Source organism: Kaistella rhinocerotis (assembly GCF_030243905.1).
GTDB classification, from domain to species: Bacteria; Bacteroidota; Bacteroidia; order Flavobacteriales; family Weeksellaceae; genus Kaistella; species Kaistella rhinocerotis.
Map to the genome: position 1 here is coordinate 39,692 of NZ_JASSYY010000001.1, position 17,212 is coordinate 56,903.

General features: G+C 42.2%; 13 protein-coding genes and 2 tRNA genes. 13 read left to right on the forward strand and 2 right to left on the reverse strand.

Translation table 11 applies throughout. The features are described from left to right. Positions 1-123 precede the first annotated feature (123 nt). The 12 genes from QEP06_RS00175 (at position 124) to QEP06_RS00230 (ending at position 9,277) form a co-directional block, all read left to right on the forward strand. Positions 124-732, forward strand: coding sequence for a WbqC family protein (locus tag QEP06_RS00175; RefSeq protein ID WP_285268558.1), 609 nt, complete (start codon positions 124-126; stop codon positions 730-732). Positions 733-741: 9 nt separating this feature from the next. Then, the gene (locus QEP06_RS00180; protein WP_285268559.1) at positions 742-2,460 is read left to right on the forward strand and encodes a S8 family serine peptidase; all 1,719 of its coding nucleotides are present in this window, start codon (positions 742-744) and stop codon (positions 2,458-2,460) included. Between the two features lie 106 nt (positions 2,461-2,566). Beyond that, positions 2,567-3,043, forward strand: coding sequence for a lipocalin family protein (locus QEP06_RS00185; RefSeq protein ID WP_285268560.1), 477 nt, complete (start codon positions 2,567-2,569; stop codon positions 3,041-3,043). Positions 3,044-3,063: 20 nt separating this feature from the next. Beyond that, positions 3,064-3,756: a YiaD family glycine zipper/OmpA-like lipoprotein gene (locus QEP06_RS00190; protein WP_251833668.1), complete on the forward strand. Its 693-nt coding sequence runs from the start codon at positions 3,064-3,066 to the stop codon at positions 3,754-3,756. A 92-nt stretch (positions 3,757-3,848) separates the two neighbouring features. After that, positions 3,849-4,736 carry a decaprenyl-phosphate phosphoribosyltransferase gene (locus tag QEP06_RS00195; protein ID WP_285268561.1) on the forward strand — a complete coding sequence of 296 codons (888 nt, stop codon included), beginning with the start codon at positions 3,849-3,851 and terminating at the stop codon, positions 4,734-4,736. Beyond that, on the forward strand, positions 4,733-6,058 hold the full coding sequence (locus QEP06_RS00200) for an FAD-binding oxidoreductase (protein WP_285268562.1): 1,326 nt from the start codon (positions 4,733-4,735) through the stop codon (positions 6,056-6,058). The genes QEP06_RS00195 and QEP06_RS00200 overlap by 4 nt, the downstream gene beginning before the upstream one ends. A gap of 3 nt (positions 6,059-6,061) precedes the next feature. Next, a complete protein-coding gene (locus QEP06_RS00205) occupies positions 6,062-6,787 on the forward strand; it encodes an SDR family NAD(P)-dependent oxidoreductase (RefSeq protein WP_285268563.1) in 726 nt (241 codons plus the stop codon). Positions 6,788-6,790: 3 nt separating this feature from the next. Next, the gene (locus QEP06_RS00210; protein ID WP_285268564.1) at positions 6,791-7,378 is read left to right on the forward strand and encodes an HAD family hydrolase; all 588 of its coding nucleotides are present in this window, start codon (positions 6,791-6,793) and stop codon (positions 7,376-7,378) included. A 30-nt stretch (positions 7,379-7,408) separates the two neighbouring features. Next, positions 7,409-8,584: a cysteine desulfurase family protein gene (locus tag QEP06_RS00215; protein ID WP_285268565.1), complete on the forward strand. Its 1,176-nt coding sequence runs from the start codon at positions 7,409-7,411 to the stop codon at positions 8,582-8,584. Between the two features lie 64 nt (positions 8,585-8,648). After that, positions 8,649-8,966 (forward strand): thioredoxin, encoded by a 318-nt coding sequence (gene trxA, locus QEP06_RS00220; RefSeq protein ID WP_251833662.1) that lies wholly within the window; start codon positions 8,649-8,651, stop codon positions 8,964-8,966. A gap of 130 nt (positions 8,967-9,096) precedes the next feature. After that, positions 9,097-9,170: transfer RNA gene (locus QEP06_RS00225), tRNA-Asp, on the forward strand. Positions 9,171-9,203: 33 nt separating this feature from the next. Beyond that, positions 9,204-9,277 (forward strand) — tRNA-Asp (locus QEP06_RS00230). Between the two features lie 104 nt (positions 9,278-9,381). Here the strand turns inward: QEP06_RS00230 and recF are convergent. Next, the gene (gene recF, locus QEP06_RS00235) at positions 9,382-10,461 is read right to left on the reverse strand and encodes a DNA replication/repair protein RecF (RefSeq protein ID WP_285268566.1); all 1,080 of its coding nucleotides are present in this window, start codon (positions 10,459-10,461) and stop codon (positions 9,382-9,384) included. A gap of 3 nt (positions 10,462-10,464) precedes the next feature. After that, positions 10,465-11,220 (reverse strand): UbiA prenyltransferase family protein, encoded by a 756-nt coding sequence (locus tag QEP06_RS00240; protein WP_285268567.1) that lies wholly within the window; start codon positions 11,218-11,220, stop codon positions 10,465-10,467. Positions 11,221-11,279: 59 nt separating this feature from the next. Between QEP06_RS00240 and QEP06_RS00245 the strand changes: the two genes are divergently transcribed. Then, positions 11,280-17,159, forward strand: coding sequence for an alpha-2-macroglobulin family protein (locus QEP06_RS00245; protein ID WP_285268568.1), 5,880 nt, complete (start codon positions 11,280-11,282; stop codon positions 17,157-17,159). Positions 17,160-17,212: the final 53 nt, after the last annotated feature.

Here is a 17,212-nt window from a genome sequence, read left to right on the forward strand (position 1 = left end):
CTCAGGAGCTTTTACCCGCTGTCCGCTATATCTTTTGCTCCGCTACGCTCTGCAAAAGGATGCCGCTGCCATCGGGGCTAGGGAGAATTTCCCAATTACAGAACCTTCAATATTTTGACATACATGAAAGTCCTTTTACCCATATTTTACCTACCGCCAATCTCGTGGTTTTCAGTTTTTCACAATGCTGAAGAGGTTTATTTTGAACAGTTCGAGAACTTTCCGAAGCAAACCTATCGAAACAGAACGGTGATTTATGGCGCCAACGGGCGCCTGCCGCTTATCATTCCGATAAGCCACAAGGGAACTCGTGCGCTGAACACGATTGAGATTTCCGAACGTGAAGACTGGCGAAGCCTGCACTGGAAATCTATTAAAAATGCTTACCAGAGTTCACCTTATTTTGAGTTCTATGAAGATCGTTTAGCCGAAATTTTCAGTTTTGCGAGCAGCTCGTTAGTAGATTTTAATCTGAACGCAATCAGCATCATCCAGAAAATTTTAAAAACAGAAAAACAGTTTCATTTAACTAATAGCTACGAATTTACTCCAATACAGCAGGATTTCAGGTCTGAATTTTCGGCAAAACAACCGAGTGCGTTTGAGCTTGAAGAGTACTATCAGACATTTTCGGATAAATTCGGATTTGAGCCGGATCTGTCTGTAATCGATCTTATTTGTAACAAAGGCCCTGAAACTTTGACTTATATCAAAAATATTATCACCAAATAATTATTAAGAATGAAGAAAATATTGTTGGCTGCCTCTTTTATGAGCGGGATGGTAGCGTTTGCACAAAATACCGCTGAGGCGCTTGATCCGATGAAAGACCGGGACTTGATGACCTGGTATCATAAGGATTTCTCGTCCGCAAATGTGTATGGCGTAAATACAGAGAACGCATACAAATATCTTGAAAGCAAAGGTCTAAAGGCTAAACCGGTAATTGTTGGGGTTTTAGACAGCGGTGTGGAAGTAGATCACCCGGGACTCGTAAAAAATATGTGGACCAACCCCAACGAAATACCAAACAACGGCAAAGATGACGACAAAAACGGCTATATAGATGACGTTCATGGCTGGAATTTCATCGGCGGAAAAAACGGCGATATCGATGTAGATAACATGGAAGTTACGCGGATCGTTAAAAAATATCAGTCAGTTTTCGAAGGTCCTGATTCTGCGGTGAACAAAGCAAATCAGGCTAAGATGCCCGAAGAATTTGCGATGTATATGAAGTCCAAAGAGATTTTCACCAAAAAAAGCATTGAGGCAAAACAGGGTTACGAAACGTATTCGAGGATCCAGAAGATGATCCCATCAATGGTAGCCATGCTGAACGGCCAGAACCTATCCGCGGAAGCTGTCAGTTCCATCAAACCTTCAACTCAGGAGCAGGCAATGGCGGTTTCCGTCCTTAGCCAGGTGGCAATGGATCCTGCTGTGCGCGGAAAATCACCGGCGGAAGTGCAGACATTCCTTGAGGCGCAAATGAAAGAGGCGCTTGATTATTATGGTCCGCAGGCCACAAAACAATATAATCTTGAGTTTGATCCACGCGCTGAGACCGTAGGTGACCGTTATGATGATTATTCGGAGAAGTATTACGGCAACAATAACTATGAAGGACCGGATGCTCAGCACGGAACTCACGTTGCCGGAATTATTGCAGGTTTACCAAACGGTACCGAAACTCAATATGGAGTAGGATATAAAACCGCAAAGATAATGACGGTGAGAACCGTTCCGAACGGAGACGAACGTGACAAGGACGTTGCAAATGCTATCCGATATGCGGTTGACAACGGTGCTAGAATTTTGAATATGAGTTTTGGCAAGCCGGTTTCTCCCGGAAAGAACGTCGTTTGGGAAGCATTTAAATATGCGCAGGATAAAGGTGTTTTGCTTGTAAAAGCTGCCGGAAACGAGAATGAGGATATCGCGGAAAATGTTTACTTCCCTACGAATTTTAAAAATGCTTCGGATCCGAAATCTTTTGTTGATAACATGATCGTGGTAGGAGCATCAACCAATAACAACGAGTTTCTGAGAGCAGGTTTCTCAAATTACAACCAGAAAATGGTGGATGTATTTGCGCCGGGTGAGAAGATTTACTCTACGGTTCCAGACGGCAAATACGAATATCTTCAAGGTACCTCAATGGCGTCACCGGTCGTAGCGGGCGCGGCCTCTGTACTTTTGGCTTATATGCCAAACCTTACGCCGGCACAGATTATAGAAGCACTTGTGATGACTTCGAACAAATCTACTGTCAACGCGATGCTGCCATCAAATACCAACAACAGATTTGATATGGTTTCGCGCGCCGGGGGTGTGATCGATGTAAGAAAAGCTGCGGAATATGCTTTCACTAATTTCTATAAAGCAGGTACGGCAACTAAGGCTTCACCGAAACAACCGGTGAGAAAGCCAGCGCAAAAAGCGAAAGCGCGCAAGTAAAAGGACAATTTAATATCTGAGCCCGGTTTTGTCCGGGCTTTTATATTTAAGGGTTTTTTAGAATGGCACAGTTTTTTGTAAGTGTATGGTAAATAATTTTATTACTATGAAAAATTTATTACTGGCCGGGATTTTGGGAGCATTCACCCTTTCCTGTAGTACTGCAAAGACTGCCCAATCTAACAGAGCTGAATTCTTGAAGCTGAAGGGCGACTGGGAACTTACAAGCGTGAATTACGACAATAACTATAAAGTAAAACCCTTTGATGAAGGTGCTGACGCGCAGTGCTTCGTTGGAAGCCACTGGAGACTGATCCCGAACAACTGGAGCGGTTCATACACCCTAAATGGTGGCGGTGCATGCCCGATCATAATTCAGCCGATCAAGTTTGAAGTAGTGAACGGAAATGAATTTAAATTCAAAAAACTTCTTGAAGGTTCAAAAGCAAAAGCAGTGACAGAAGGCTATTCACTTAATCTGATCAGCCAGACCGAAGACAATTTCAGTCTTGAACAGAATGTGCCGGCTGCCGGAGAAAATGTTAGAGTCGTTTATAATTTCGCGAGAACCGGAATGAAGTAATAATTATCAAAATAAAGAATATGAAAATTTTAAATAGAACTAACGTAGCAGCTCTTTTTCTGTCAGCTGGACTACTGCTGACGAGTTGTGAATCTGTACAGAACGCAAACAATCAGCAAAAAGGAACTGTGATCGGTACTGCCGCAGGTGCAGTAATCGGTGGTGTACTGGGTAACAACCTGGGGAAAGGTAAAAATGCTCCTGCAGGCGCTGTTTTAGGCGGAATCGTAGGCGGTGTTGCGGGTAACGTCATTGGCCGTAATATGGACAAGCAGGCGAAAGAAATCAAAGAAACTTTGCCGGGTGCTGAAGTGGAAAGAGTAGGAGAAGGAATCCGCGTAACCATGAAAGAGAATATGGTGAACTTTGGATTCGATTCTTCGGACCTTACTTCTTCTGCAAAAGCTAACCTTGATAAGCTGGCGGAAGTTTTAAAGAATAATCCTGATACCAATATCAATATTTACGGACACACAGACAGCAAAGGTACTGAAGCCTACAACCAGTCGCTTTCCGAAAGACGTGCCGCTTCTGTGAGAAGCTATCTTATTTCGAAGGGTGTAGCATCAAGCCGTATGATCACGATGGGCGTGGGTGAAAACGAACCTATCGCAACCAACGATACAGATGCCGGACGTGCAGAAAACCGACGTGTGGAATTTGCGATTACCGCAAATGAGGATATGATCAAAGATGCCGCTGACGGAAACTAACCAAATCACCCACATTATATTATTAAGGTCTGCTTCGGCAGGCCTTTTTTTATTTTAAAAAACACTATTTTTGTGAAACATTGCTTGCACGAATGACGAAATTTCTAAAGCTACTACGCGTGGAACAGTGGGTGAAAAACCTTTTCGTTTTTGTGCCTCTGTTCTTTTCCGGAAACATCACCAACTTAGATTTATTGCTCAAAAGCATTTTTGCTTTTGTTGTCTTTTCGATGATAGCCAGCAGCGTTTATATCTTAAATGATTATACCGATATAGAGTCGGATCGCAGGCATCCCGAGAAGAAAAACAGGCCGCTCGCCAGCGGCGCAATATCAAAAAGCACAGCGATTCTGGTTTTTATACTCCTAATGCTTTTTTCTGTAGCCTTGATTTTCTTTGGTCACGACTATTTTGCACGCGATCTTTCCCGGTTTGCAGCAGTAATTTATTTTTATTTTGCAATGAATCTTACGTACACGTTTAAGTTAAAGCATGTAGCGATCATCGATGTTTGCATCATTTCAATAGGATTTGTCCTAAGGGTTTTGGCGGGAGGATACGCGACCGGAATTTACATATCGCAGTGGGCAATATTGCTTACGTTTGTGCTTGCCTTGGTATTAGCGCTCGGAAAACGGCGCGGCGAACTGATCAACGCGCAGATTTCAGGGAAAACCCGCCGTGCACTAGATGGCTACAATGTACAGTTCGCAGACATCGCGCTGAGTATTAGCTGCACTTTAGCCATAATTTGCTATCTGATGTTTACGCTTTCCGCGGAAGTTCAGCAGAAATTTCACTCGCGTGTTTTTTACACGGTTATTTTTGTGGTTTTTGCTTTCCTAAGGTATCTGCAGCAGACTTTGGTGTACAACAAAACCGAATCGCCCACTAAGATTATTTACAAAGACCGTTATATTCAGATTACTCTTGTTCTTTGGCTCGCCGCATTTTTACTTCAAATTTATTTTAAGAAATGAAGGTAGATTTTGTGCAGAAAGTGAGCAACTGGGGAAATTTTCCTGTGGTGGAGAAAGAACTGAAATCTGAAGACTCTTTAATTAAAATTCAGGATTTCATAAAGTCCCGGAATGAGGTCATCGCACGCGGAAATGGCCGCTGCTACGGCGATGCTTCATTGTCAGAACATATTTTTTCGACAAAAAGACTCAATAAGTTCATCAGTTTCGATCGCCTGAACGGTATTATAGAATGTGAATCCGGCGTGCTGCTTTCGGAAGTTCTGAAAGTGATTGTGCCGCAGGGGTTCTTTCTGTATGTAACTCCGGGCACAAAATTCATCACCGTTGGTGGTGCAATAGCTTCTGATGTTCACGGAAAAAATCATCACGCTGAAGGCTGCTTTTCAGAGTACATTATTGATTTTTCGCTGTTGAATGAAACCGGTGAGGTCCTGCGCTGTTCGAGGACTGAAAATGAAGATAAGTTTTGGGCAACCATCGGCGGAATGGGCCTTACAGGCATTATTTTGCAGGCCAGATTTCAGCTTAAAAACATTGAAACCGCTTACATTTGCCAGGAATCTGTGAAAGCCAGGAATTTAGATGAAATTTTCAGGCTTTTTGATGAGAGCGAAAGTTGGACGTATAATGTAGCCTGGATTGACTGTCTTCAGAAAGGCGAAAATCTCGGAAGAAGCATCCTGATGCGTGGCGAACACGCTTTCCGCCATGAACTGGGTGCGAAAATGGCGCAGAAGCCATTAAGACTGAAAAAAAAATTCATACCAAGGATACCATTTTATTTCCCGGGATTTGTACTGAATAAATTCACTGTCAAATTATTCAACTACTTGTATTACAATCAACAGCGTCATACAAAACTCAAAAATATTGTAGATTACGAAACCTTTTTTTATCCGCTGGATGTGGTGGAAGACTGGAACAGAATCTACGGCAAGGCGGGTTTCATACAATATCAAATGGTGATTCCGAAGGAAAATGGGAAAGCCGGAATGCGGAAAATTCTGGAAACCATCGCAGCTAGTGGCAACGGCTCTTTCCTGGCGGTGCTGAAACTTTTCGGGAAAAATAATCCGCTTGCGTACAATTCTTTCCCGATGGAAGGCTACACGTTGGCGCTTGATTTTAAAGTAAATTCGAAGCTGAAAAAACTCGTTTCGCAACTTGATGAAATCGTGGAAGAATACGGTGGCCGCATTTATCTCACGAAAGACAGTATGAGCAAGCCTTCACTGACCAATTATCTGCAGAATGTGCAGAATCCTAAATTCGTGTCATTGCAGCAGAAACGTATTTCATCCAACCAGCAAAATTCTTAACACATGATCGTCCTTGGCAGCAATTCTGAAATAGCGCAGGCTTTCGTGGAAAAAGCCCTGGAAAGCGGTGAAACCTATCCGAAAATCTATCTTTTCAGTTCAAATCCGGAAACCACAGCCAAATTTGCGCGTCATATCGATGTTAAATATTTGCAGCCATCGGAGATTTTTCCACTCGATCTGCTCGAAACAGTTAATTATTCAGCGTTTGATCATATAAGTTCCGAAGTATTGTTTTGCGCATCTGGTTTTTTGGGTCAAAACAGTGAAGAAGGACTGTACAACGAGAAAAACACCACGCAGATCATTGATATCAATTTTTCAAAGCTTATTCCCGTACTCAATTTCTTTGCGGAGAAAATGGAAAGGCAGCGCACCGGGACAATGATCGTTTTGTCTTCTGTTGCTGGTGAACGCGGAAGGCAAAGCAACTTTATATACGGAAGCGCAAAAGCGGGTCTGTCGGCTTATTTAAGTGGTTTAAGAAACTACCTTTATCCACGCAGGGTGCATGTTCTGACAGTAAAACCGGGTTTTATGCAAACCAAGATGACGGAAGGTCTGCCTCTGCGTCCCAAACTCACCGCCACGCCGAAACAGGCCGCTGAGGTTATTTTTAAAGCTTTCAAAAATCGCAATAATGTGGTTTATGTATTGCCAGTCTGGTCTCTGATCATGCTGATAATTAGAAACATACCTGAATTTATATTCAAGAAAATGAAGCTGTAACTGATGAAGAAACTGTATTTATTCGATTTTGACGGGACGCTGACGCATACGGACACGATGTTTCTGTTCCTGAAATTTTACAGTCCGAGAAAATTCTATCTTCAGTTTATGAAGCATATTCCGCTTTTTATATTGCTCAAAACAGGTCTTGCCGACGCAGAAAAAGTGAAAAAAAGTTTCATAGGGTCAGTTTTAAAAGGTGAACGGAAAACCTCAATTCAAAAAAAAGCACAGGACTTCTTTGAAAAGCATGGAAATGAAATTCTGCGCGAAAATGCCCTCGAATTCATCAAAAAAATAGATCGTGCGCAAACCCAGTCTTATATTGTGACCGCTTCGCTGGATATTTGGGTACAGCCGTTTGCGGACAGCCTGAAGATGAAGTTGCTGGCCACGCAGGCCGAATTTCGTGATGAGATCTTTACGGGAAATTTCGTGGGCAAGAACTGCAACGGCGATGAGAAAAAATGCAGGATTGAAAACGAACTTGCAGGTAAAAAGTTTGATAAAACCCTCGCATTCGGTGATACCAAGGGCGACCGCCAAATGATGGATTGGGCTGACGAAAGCCACTTCAGATTTTTTCACTAATTTTATGACCTCTAAAAACCGGTAATTTACATGGACAAAATATATCTGGATAACGCCGCTACAACGCCGCTTTCAGCGGAAGTGATAGACGTAATGGTAGATGTGATGAAGGTGAACTATGGCAATCCGTCGTCCACACACAGCTTCGGGCAGGAAGCGAAGATTCTGATCGAAAATGTTCGGCGCAGCGTGGCAGATTACCTCAAAGTTTCGCCGTCAGAGATTATTTTTACCTCGTGCGGAACCGAATCGAACAACATGATCATCAAGTCATGTGTAGAACATCTGAATATAGAACGAATCATCACTTCTCCCCTCGAACACAAATGCGTGGCCGAAACCGTGCTCGACATGAAGAAACGCCACGGTGTGGAAGTGGTTTATTTAAGACCAAACCCAGAGGGTGACATCGATTTGGATAAATTGGCAGAAGCACTGAAAAGTTCCGAGAAGAAGACTTTGGTGACGCTGATGCATGCTAATAATGAAATTGGAAATATCCTCGACATCAAGAAAACAGCCTTAATCTGCAAAGAGCACGGCGCGCTTTTCCATTCAGATACCGTGCAGACAATGGCACATATGGAACTCGATTTTTCCGATATTCCGGTTGATTTTGCCTCTTGCTCTGCTCACAAATTCCACGGGCCGAAGGGTAGTGGTTTTGCTTTTGTGAGAAAGTCTTCGGGCTTGAAAGCATTGATTACAGGTGGTCCACAGGAAAGAAGTTTGCGGGCGGGCACGGAAAATGTGTGTGGAATAGTAGGTTTGGGCAAGGCTTTAGAACTTTCTGTACTTCACATGACAGAATATTCCGGACATATCAAAAACATTAAAAAATACTGTGTAGACAGACTTACGGAAGAGATTTCGGGCGTCAAATTCAATGGCCGGAGTGCGGGAGAAGAAAGTCTTTACACAGTTCTGAACGTTTTGCTCCCATTTAAAGACCCGATGATCGGTCTGAAACTCGATATGCGAGGCATCGCGATCTCGCAGGGAAGCGCATGCTCCTCAGGCGCCGCGAAGCCATCTATGGTGCTTATGATGCTGCTCAGTGAAGACGAATTGGAGAACTCCACTCCGCTTCGCGTTTCATTCAGCCATCTGACCACCAAAAATGAGATTGACGCGCTGGTGACCGCCTTAAAAGAAATCGCGAAAGATTTCACTATAGAAAATACAAATTCCGCTTATAGACAGTAATTGGGCCTATTGGGTTTAATTGTTGTAATTTTGTAGCTTAATATTAATTTTAAAAATATATATAATGGCATTAGAAATCACCGATCAATCGTTTCAGGAAACGGTACTATCATCAGACAAACCAGTATTAGTAGATTTTTGGGCAGTATGGTGCGGACCGTGCAGAATGCTTGGCCCAATCGTAGAAGAACTTGCCACCGAATTCGATGGTAAAGCTGTGGTGGGTAAGGTAGATGTAGACAACAACCAGCAGGTTTCTGTAGATTACGGTATCCGCAATATCCCTACACTTCTTATCTTCAAAAATGGTGAAGTGGTTGACAAAATCGTAGGTGTGGCTCCAAAAGAGACCATTGCTGCTAAATTGTCAGCTCATTTATAAAAATTTAATGTACTGAGACTAAATGCTTTCATGTTTTGAAGGCATTTTTTTTTGCCTTAATGTTTTGTAGATAGAAAGAAAGGTGTATTTTTGCACTCACCAAAACGGAAGAAGTTCTTTAGGTATTAATGATCCGGTAGTTCAGCTGGTTAGAATGCCGCCCTGTCACGGCGGAGGTCGCGGGTTCGAGTCCCGTCCGGATCGCATAAAGTTTTATTAATTACTTTTCAAAAAATTGATCCGGTAGTTCAGCTGGTTAGAATGCCGCCCTGTCACGGCGGAGGTCGCGGGTTCGAGTCCCGTCCGGATCGCAAAAAAAATCTCCCTTCAAGGAGATTTTTTTGTTTTGTATAAGATTTGAATTTGGGTTATATCACTTTCTGAATGTTCGGCGTGTAAGATTTCGACCTCGGATTTAGATTTCAAAAATTTTAGACTCCTCATTAATCTTTCTTACTACCGCTTCAGTTCTTTCTTTACTCGTATCGGTAATGAATATCTGGCCGAAATGCTCACGGTTCACAAGTTCAATAAGCTGTGCCACGCGTGTGTCATCCAGCTTGTCAAAAATATCGTCGAGCAGAAGGATTGGTGTTTTGCCGGTAAGCTCTTTTACACGGTTCATCTGCGACAGTTTCAGCGCGATCAGGAAAGATTTCTGCTGACCCTGACTGCCTGTTTTTTTCAGAGGTTGCCCGTTCATGTTAAACAGCAGGTCATCTTTGTGAATCCCGCGCGAGGTGTAGGTCAGAGCCCTGTCTTTTTCCAGATTTGTGCTGAGTAGGTCTTCAAAATTTTGATGAATAAGATCTGACCCGTATTCTACCGTGATCTTTTCGTTTCCTTTGGAGATGATTTCGTAATAGTTCTGGATGAGTTCGAGAATGGAATCGGTAAATGCGCGTCTTTTTTCAAAAATACGGCTGCCGAATTTAACAAGCGGTTCATCATAAATCTCCAGGCTTTCCGCATCAAAATATCGGTTTTTTGCAAAACTTTTCAGCAGTGCATTCCGTTGCTGAACGGTTTTCTGATACTGGATCAGGTTGAACAGGTAATCTGAATCGGTTTGCGAAATCATAGCGTCCAGAAACCTGCGTCGGCTTTCACCGGAATCGGAAATAAGGTTCGAGTCGTAAGGTGAAATGATAACGCTCGGAAGAAAGCCAATATGATCGGCCATGCGGTCGTAGGTCTTGTCGTTTTTCTTAATGATTTTTTTCGCGTCGCGCGGCATCTGAACTTTGACAATGCTTTCCTTTTCGCCATCAGAGATTATTCCTTCAATGCTGAAGAAATCTTCACCGTTTTCAATATTGTTTTGATCGGTGTTTCCAAGAAAACTCTTGCCCACCGAAAGGTAGTGCAGCGCATCCAAAACGTTGGTCTTACCCGCGCCGTTATTGCCTACAAAACAATTGATTTGCGGTGAAAATTCAAAATTTCTTTCGGGATGATTTTTAAAGTGGATGAGTTGGAGCTTTTGGATAACCATTTGTCAAAAATACTTCATTAAAATGGTAATTAAAAGCGGCATCGCCGAACATGATTCTACGCCAAAAGAAAAGTACGCATCCTTATTGGTGTTTTCAGAAAAGTAAACGAAGATCATGGAGATGACGTTGGTGATGACAAAAGCCGCAGCAAATTCTGTTTGGAGCGTAAAAATTGAAATAACTGCACCTGCGGTAAGCATTAGACTTGCCAGGTACTTCGTTTTCTGAACCCCAATCAGCCGGGGAAATGTCACAACGTCGTCGTGTTTCATATCGCGTATGTCGAAGGGAAGGACCAGCGCAGTTACGAAGAGCAGGCTCACTATAAATATGCCGGGATGAAAGTAGGGCAGTATCAACCAGGAATTAACCAGGGCCCATGTAAATCCCACATAAAACACCTTGAGAAGCGGAATTTTGCGGATGTAATTTTCCAGAAAAAAGGAATTATACAGCAATCCCAGAGCAACGATGCAAAGCCATTTCAGCAGCCGCACCTCATTGTGATTCAGTAGAATAAGTGCTCCGGATAAAACTCCGCAAATCATATTAAAAACCAGGATCTTGTTAAAGTGCCTGTGCTTTTGGTATTTGGTATACAGATAGCCGCTGAAGTAGGTGATGAAGATGAGCAGTACCGTGGGCCAGCGCAATACGTTCTGTTCCAGCATGAAGAACACAGCCATCGCAGTTCCCATAAGTGAAACGTAGAGTTGACTGTCAATGATATATTTTTTTGCTACTTTTAAGAACTGCATCGGCGCAAATTTAACCAATAAATGCCGGCTGCATCTTACTTACATTCAATTATAGATCTATGAAAAAGTTCATCCGGGTTTTTATGCTTTTGCTGCTCACCGCAGTCTTCTCACCACTTTTCGGCCAGAAGTACTATGACGACCAATGGAAGAAGGTAGCAGAAAACTATAAATCAGGTAAATTTAAGTCCAACCTCCCAATCATTTTAGAAATCCAAAAACAGGCGATGAAAGACGATAATGCCAACCAGCTTATACGCTCGCTGAAAGCGGAATTCAGCATTGTGAACCAAACGCAGGACGATGAGAACAACGATTCGGCCAGCCAGTTCTTTACAAAACTTTCTACGTTTGGCGACAAACTTAAAGGTGAACAGAAATTACTTTATGAGGTGCTTTTGGGCGAATTTTTTATTGATTATTACGAGAATGAATCATGGGAAATTAACCAACGTACGAACATTAACAATCAGGATTTCGCGCAGATTGAAACCTGGAGCAAACTCGATTTCAAGAATTTCCTCACCATACACTTTGCTCAACTCGAAACCAAAAAAGCAGCTTTACAGCTGGTTAAGCTGGGCAAATACAAAGATATTTTTGAAGGCACTGAAGATCTCGATTACTTCCCGACACTGTTTGACTGGAACACGGTGAATCAAATTGAGTTTTTAAAGAACAGTAACTTTTTCACACCAAATGAGCTCAAAGTTAATCATGCAAAAATCATAACTCTTTATGATGAACTAATCGCTAAAAATGCGGGTAATGCGAAGCTTTATTTTCAGCACAAGAAAATTAATTATAACTGTGGGTTCCTGAACTGTAAGGATAAATTTGAACAGCTTCAGACTCTTGTAAATTCCGGCATTGATGGCGATTACAAAGTATTGGTTATCGCAGAGATGATGGACTTGCTAACGGCTGACCAGAAGTTTACTCAAGCGCTTCAATTGGCTGACTCTGCAAAGAAACAGTATCCGAAATCTAAATTTCTCGATAATATTAAGAACCGCGAAAACCAGATTACCAATCCTTTGTTGATCATTAAATTTGAGGACCATACCCAATCCAATCGTCCAATACACCTTGTTGCCGAAGCAAAAAATGTAAATCAGTTTTCACTGAATATTTACGAGGTAAAAGAAGATGTACAGAACTTTATGAAGTATGTGCGCAATTCCTACGATAAAAACAGTTTTGCGGCGGTTAAAAAGTCTTTGGTCCGAAAAGACCTGTTTGAACTTCAGGACCTTAAAGATTATAAAACACACAAAACTTCACTTGAAATTAAGCCTTTGCCTTCGGGAATTTATATGGCTGAATACGTTGTGGATGGCGCCATCCAGGAACATTTTTATTTCATTGCGACCCAATCCCGTATTTTATATGATAAAAAGGACGACAGAAAGCCGCTCGAAAATCAGCTGAAGCTGGTGAACCGCGAAAACGGACAGTCGGTCTCAAATGAAGGACTTAAAATCTACGAATACAATGGCGCTAATACAGTAAACATAACGAGCCAAAACACGGATAAGGCCGCCAATTTTAGGTTTCCTGATTCCGGAAGTAAGGAGTATTACCGCTATTATCTGGTTCAGCAGCCTAAAACCAATGACTTTAACCTGATGCAGGTTTATGGCGACAGGTATTATGGCGGAGAGGATAATAACGACCGCGAAACTGCTCAAATATTCCTTGACCGGGCGATTTACAGACCCGGGCAGACGGTTTATTTTAAAGTGATTGCAACGGCTTTCAACGGAAAATCTAAAACAGAAAATGTAGTTTCAAAATCAAAACTGAACATAACGCTAAACAATGCAAATGGCGATGAAGTAAGTAAGCAACAGCTCACCACCAATGAATTCGGCTCTGTAAACGGATCATTCGTGCTTCCGCTTGGAAAACTGAACGGACAGTTTTATATTGAGGTTGACAATGATGATGAAGATTCGGATTTCTTGATTGATGGAACCAAATATTTTCAGGTTGAAGAATACAAACGACCCAAATTTGAGGTGACGTTTGAGCCTGTAAAATATGAATATAAGTATGGGCAGACAGTAGAAGTCAAAGGAAAAGCCATGATGTTTTCAGGCGTTCCGCTTAGCAATGCTACTGTGAACTATGAAATCAAAAAGAAGAATATCCGCTGGATGTACTTTTGGTGGTATCCGCGCGGAAACGACAATGAGAATTCCATCCTTGGTGATGTAAAAACCAATGAAAAAGGTGAATTCACGATCAGGATCGACCTTAAAAAGGATGAAACCCTGGACGGAATTCAGGTGGATAATTATGAAATTAATGCTTCGGTGACCGACATCAATGGCGAAACCCAGTCGGAAACCACCAATGTAAAGGTGGCCTCCGTGTCGCATTATATTAAAGCTGATGATATAAAAGACAGCTTCACCGATGAAAATATTAAGGTTAAGGTTGAGACTAAGAACTACAACGACCAGAACTTTAACAAGCCTTATCAGGTTAAACTGTCGAAGCTGCTGCCGCCTGAACGAATCTTCAGAAGTAATTTCCAAAATGAAATCCAGGATTTGCCTAAATTGTTAAAACAGGAATTCATCCAGAAATTCCCGCATGATTACTTTTCTATTGACGAGAAAGAACCTGCTGTTCAATCTGTCATTCTGAATGGAGTGCAGAAAACTGATGAATCTCTTGACTTGGGCAAACTCGCCGCCGGAAAATACAGTCTTGAACTCTACAATATTGAAGGGAAAGACACGATCAAAACGGAAAAAACCTTTGAAGTTTTCGACAAGAGATTTCTGGTAGATACCCAGAAACCTTTCCTCAAAGTACTTCAGCCAAAAAGTGAATTTAAACGCTCTGAAAAAGCAAGGATTTATGTGTATTCGGCCATACCGAATGCGCTGGTCAATGTATATGTGCAGAACGGAAACGGGGAAACCATTACTGAGCAGCGAAAGCTTAAGAACGGTGTTTTGGAATATGACATTGCCTTTCCTAAAGATGAAAGTATTGATCAGCTGAATGTTCAGTTTCAAATTGTCGCGTTCAATGATGTACAGACCGAAAGCATCAATCTTAAGATCAGTTCCGATAAAAAACCTTTAAGAATTGAGACCGTCACCTTCCGCGATAAACTGCAACCGAATTCAAAAGAGAAGTGGACTGTAAAAATCCTGGGTGATGACAAAGAAAAAGTAAGCGCCGAAGTTTTGGCAAATATGTATGATATGTCGCTCGATCAGTTTGCGGTAAACCGTTGGTCGTGGCAGCAATTATACCAGAAATATTTCAGAATGACTTCTTACGATGTCGATAAGAACCTGGCGCAGGAACATTATAGCAAAAGAGTTCCTTACATAAACCAGAAGAATATAAATATTCCTAATTTTAATTGGTTTGATGGTGGAGTATACGGAAGAATGGTTCGCCAGAATGAGGTCGTAGCCTATGCGGCCGATTCCGCAATGGAAAAACAGCAGATGAGTGCGCCATCTGCTTTACAAGGTAGGGTTGCTGGTGTTCAAATTTCCGGTCAAGGCTTGAAGGACACAGCGAATGTCAGACATGAAATTGAAGCAGTTGTTTTGGCTGGCGTGGGAAATGTGAATAGAGATTTAGGAGCTATTTCGATCCGCCAAAACCTAAACGAAACGGCATTTTTCTATCCGAATTTAATGACCGATAAAGACGGAAATGTCACCTTCGAATTTACTTCGCCCGAAGCGCTGACGCAGTGGAAACTCATGTTCCTGGCGCATACGAAAGATGCAAGAGCGGCAACTTTAGAAAAAGAAGTTGTAACGCAGAAAGAATTTTCTATTACACCAAATTATCCAAGATTTTTGCGTGAAGGAGACGAGCTGAACTTGCAGTCCAAACTTTCGAGTCTGGTAAGCCAGAGTTTAAATGGTACCGCACAACTTCAGATTTTGGATGCGTTTACCAATGAAGATATTTCAGGGAAATTCAGTTTAAAAGAAACTCAGAAATCATTTGAACTGGCTGAAAAAGGAAATTCTGTTGTCAACTGGAAATTAAAAGTTCCGAATGACGTTTCTTCAATTATCATTAAGGTAATCGCTCAGGCCGGAAACTTTTCTGATGGTGAGCAGAAAGCAATTGCTGTTCTGCCAAACAGAATGTTGGTAACCGATGCAGTTCCGATCTTCGTAAAAGAAGGCCAGACGAAAACGTTCACCCTGGAGAATTTAGCTAAAAACAATTCAACAACCGCCACGAACGTTGCCAATACTTTAGAGCTGACGACAAACCCGATTTGGGAAATCATGTTTGCCTTACCAAGCCTGAAAAACGATCAGAACGGTTCGGCTGATGTGGTTTTCAACAAATGGTTTGCGGATGTTCTGGCTTCAGAAATTTTTAAAGCCAATCCGAAACTTAAAACGGTTTTTGATGAATACCAGCAGAAAGGTTTATTAACTTCAAATCTTGAGAAGAATCAGGAGTTGAAACAATTATTGCTCGAAGAAACGCCCTGGGTGCTGGACAGTAAAAGTGAAACCGAGCAGATGCAGAAACTGGCCCGTCTTTTCGATGCCAATACAATGCGGAACTCCATTCAGACGGATTGGGCAGAACTGAAACAACTGCAGAATCCCGATGGAGGCTTCTCCTGGTATCAGGGTTATCCGAGTTCGTATTATACTTCACTATATATTCTTAAAAATCTGGGAAGGATCAATGAATGGCTGAAAGGAAATACAACGGATTACCAGTCCTCAAAACAGAACGAACTGGTTTCAAAACTCATCGGTTATGTAGATCAGGAAGTTATTAAGTATGGGAACATTGACAAAAAATTTGTGGTGAATAATTTCGTACTGGATTATCTGGATACCCGCAGTTATTGGGAGGCTCAGTATCCGCTGAAAGCAAAAGGAACAGCCCTGAAAAATGCTGTGATTTCAAAAGCCAAAACCGAGAAAATCACTGATTTCACCTTCTTTGGCCTGCACCGTCTGGCGTTGTTGTTTGATAAATATGGAATGAAAACGGAGTCCAAGAAATTCCTGAATTACCTAAAGGAAACCTCTACAGATACCGAAACTCAGGGCGTGTACTGGAAACAGAACCTGAACAACTGGGGTTGGTATTCGTCCAAAACGGTGAACCACGCCGGCGCTTTGGAAGCCTTTAACAAGCTTACTCCAAACGATACGGATTTCATTGAAGAAATGAAAATATGGCTCGTGACCCAGAAGGAAGTGAATTCCTGGGGAAGTTCGCGCGGAACGGCTGAAGTTATTTTTACGATGCTGAATTCCGGAAAATCATGGACAAGTCCGGAAAGTGATAAGGCAACAATTGTGTGGGGAGGGAAGGAGCTTGTAAACCCGGACACCAAAGCCACAGGTTATGTGAAAACATCTGTAAAGCCAGAACAGATTGACAAGACCTTAGGAACGGTGACCGTTACTAAACCCGGCCCCGGTGTTGTTCAGGGCGGACTGTTCTGGCAGTATTATGAAGATCTTGATAAAATTAAATCGTCCGAATCGTATATTTCCATCACCAAGGAACTCTACAAAAAAGTAAAGACCGTAAATGGGGAGGAACTTCAGAAAATAACCGCTGCAACACCTCTGAAAGTTGGCGATAAAGTTACCGTAAGAATGATCCTGAACACCGACAGGAATATGGAATTCATCCACCTGAAGGACATGCGCGCTGCCGGATTTGAGCCACTAAACGTGATTTCCGGTTATGAGTGGAAAAACGGATTGGGTTATTATCAGTCGACAAAAGATGCATCAACCAATTTCTATATCGAATATATGCCGAAAGGGAAGTATGTGTTTGAGTACGACTATATCTGTAATGCCTCCGGAACCTTCAGCAACGGAATTACGACGCTGCAGAACTATTACGCACCTCAGATGAGCGCGCATACGATGGGAACACGGGTGACAATTTCAGAATAGATTTAACTAAAAAAACGAGCCGTTTTACAATTTGTGAAACGGCTTTTTTTGTG

Excerpts from the sequence above, each read along its gene's own strand:
- QEP06_RS00175 (WP_285268558.1), top strand. The coding sequence starts at position 124 with ATGAAAGTCCTTTTACCCATATTTTACCTACCGCCAATCTCGTGGTTT.
- QEP06_RS00180 (WP_285268559.1), top strand. The coding sequence starts at position 742 with ATGAAGAAAATATTGTTGGCTGCCTCTTTTATGAGCGGGATGGTAGCG.
- QEP06_RS00185 (WP_285268560.1), top strand. The coding sequence starts at position 2,567 with ATGAAAAATTTATTACTGGCCGGGATTTTGGGAGCATTCACCCTTTCC.
- QEP06_RS00190 (WP_251833668.1), top strand. The coding sequence starts at position 3,064 with ATGAAAATTTTAAATAGAACTAACGTAGCAGCTCTTTTTCTGTCAGCT.
- QEP06_RS00195 (WP_285268561.1), top strand. The coding sequence starts at position 3,849 with ATGACGAAATTTCTAAAGCTACTACGCGTGGAACAGTGGGTGAAAAAC.
- QEP06_RS00200 (WP_285268562.1), top strand. The coding sequence starts at position 4,733 with ATGAAGGTAGATTTTGTGCAGAAAGTGAGCAACTGGGGAAATTTTCCT.
- QEP06_RS00205 (WP_285268563.1), top strand. The coding sequence starts at position 6,062 with ATGATCGTCCTTGGCAGCAATTCTGAAATAGCGCAGGCTTTCGTGGAA.
- QEP06_RS00210 (WP_285268564.1), top strand. The coding sequence starts at position 6,791 with ATGAAGAAACTGTATTTATTCGATTTTGACGGGACGCTGACGCATACG.
- QEP06_RS00215 (WP_285268565.1), top strand. The coding sequence starts at position 7,409 with ATGGACAAAATATATCTGGATAACGCCGCTACAACGCCGCTTTCAGCG.
- trxA (WP_251833662.1), top strand. The coding sequence starts at position 8,649 with ATGGCATTAGAAATCACCGATCAATCGTTTCAGGAAACGGTACTATCA.
- recF (WP_285268566.1), bottom strand. The coding sequence starts at position 10,461 with ATGGTTATCCAAAAGCTCCAACTCATCCACTTTAAAAATCATCCCGAA.
- QEP06_RS00240 (WP_285268567.1), bottom strand. The coding sequence starts at position 11,220 with ATGCAGTTCTTAAAAGTAGCAAAAAAATATATCATTGACAGTCAACTC.
- QEP06_RS00245 (WP_285268568.1), top strand. The coding sequence starts at position 11,280 with ATGAAAAAGTTCATCCGGGTTTTTATGCTTTTGCTGCTCACCGCAGTC.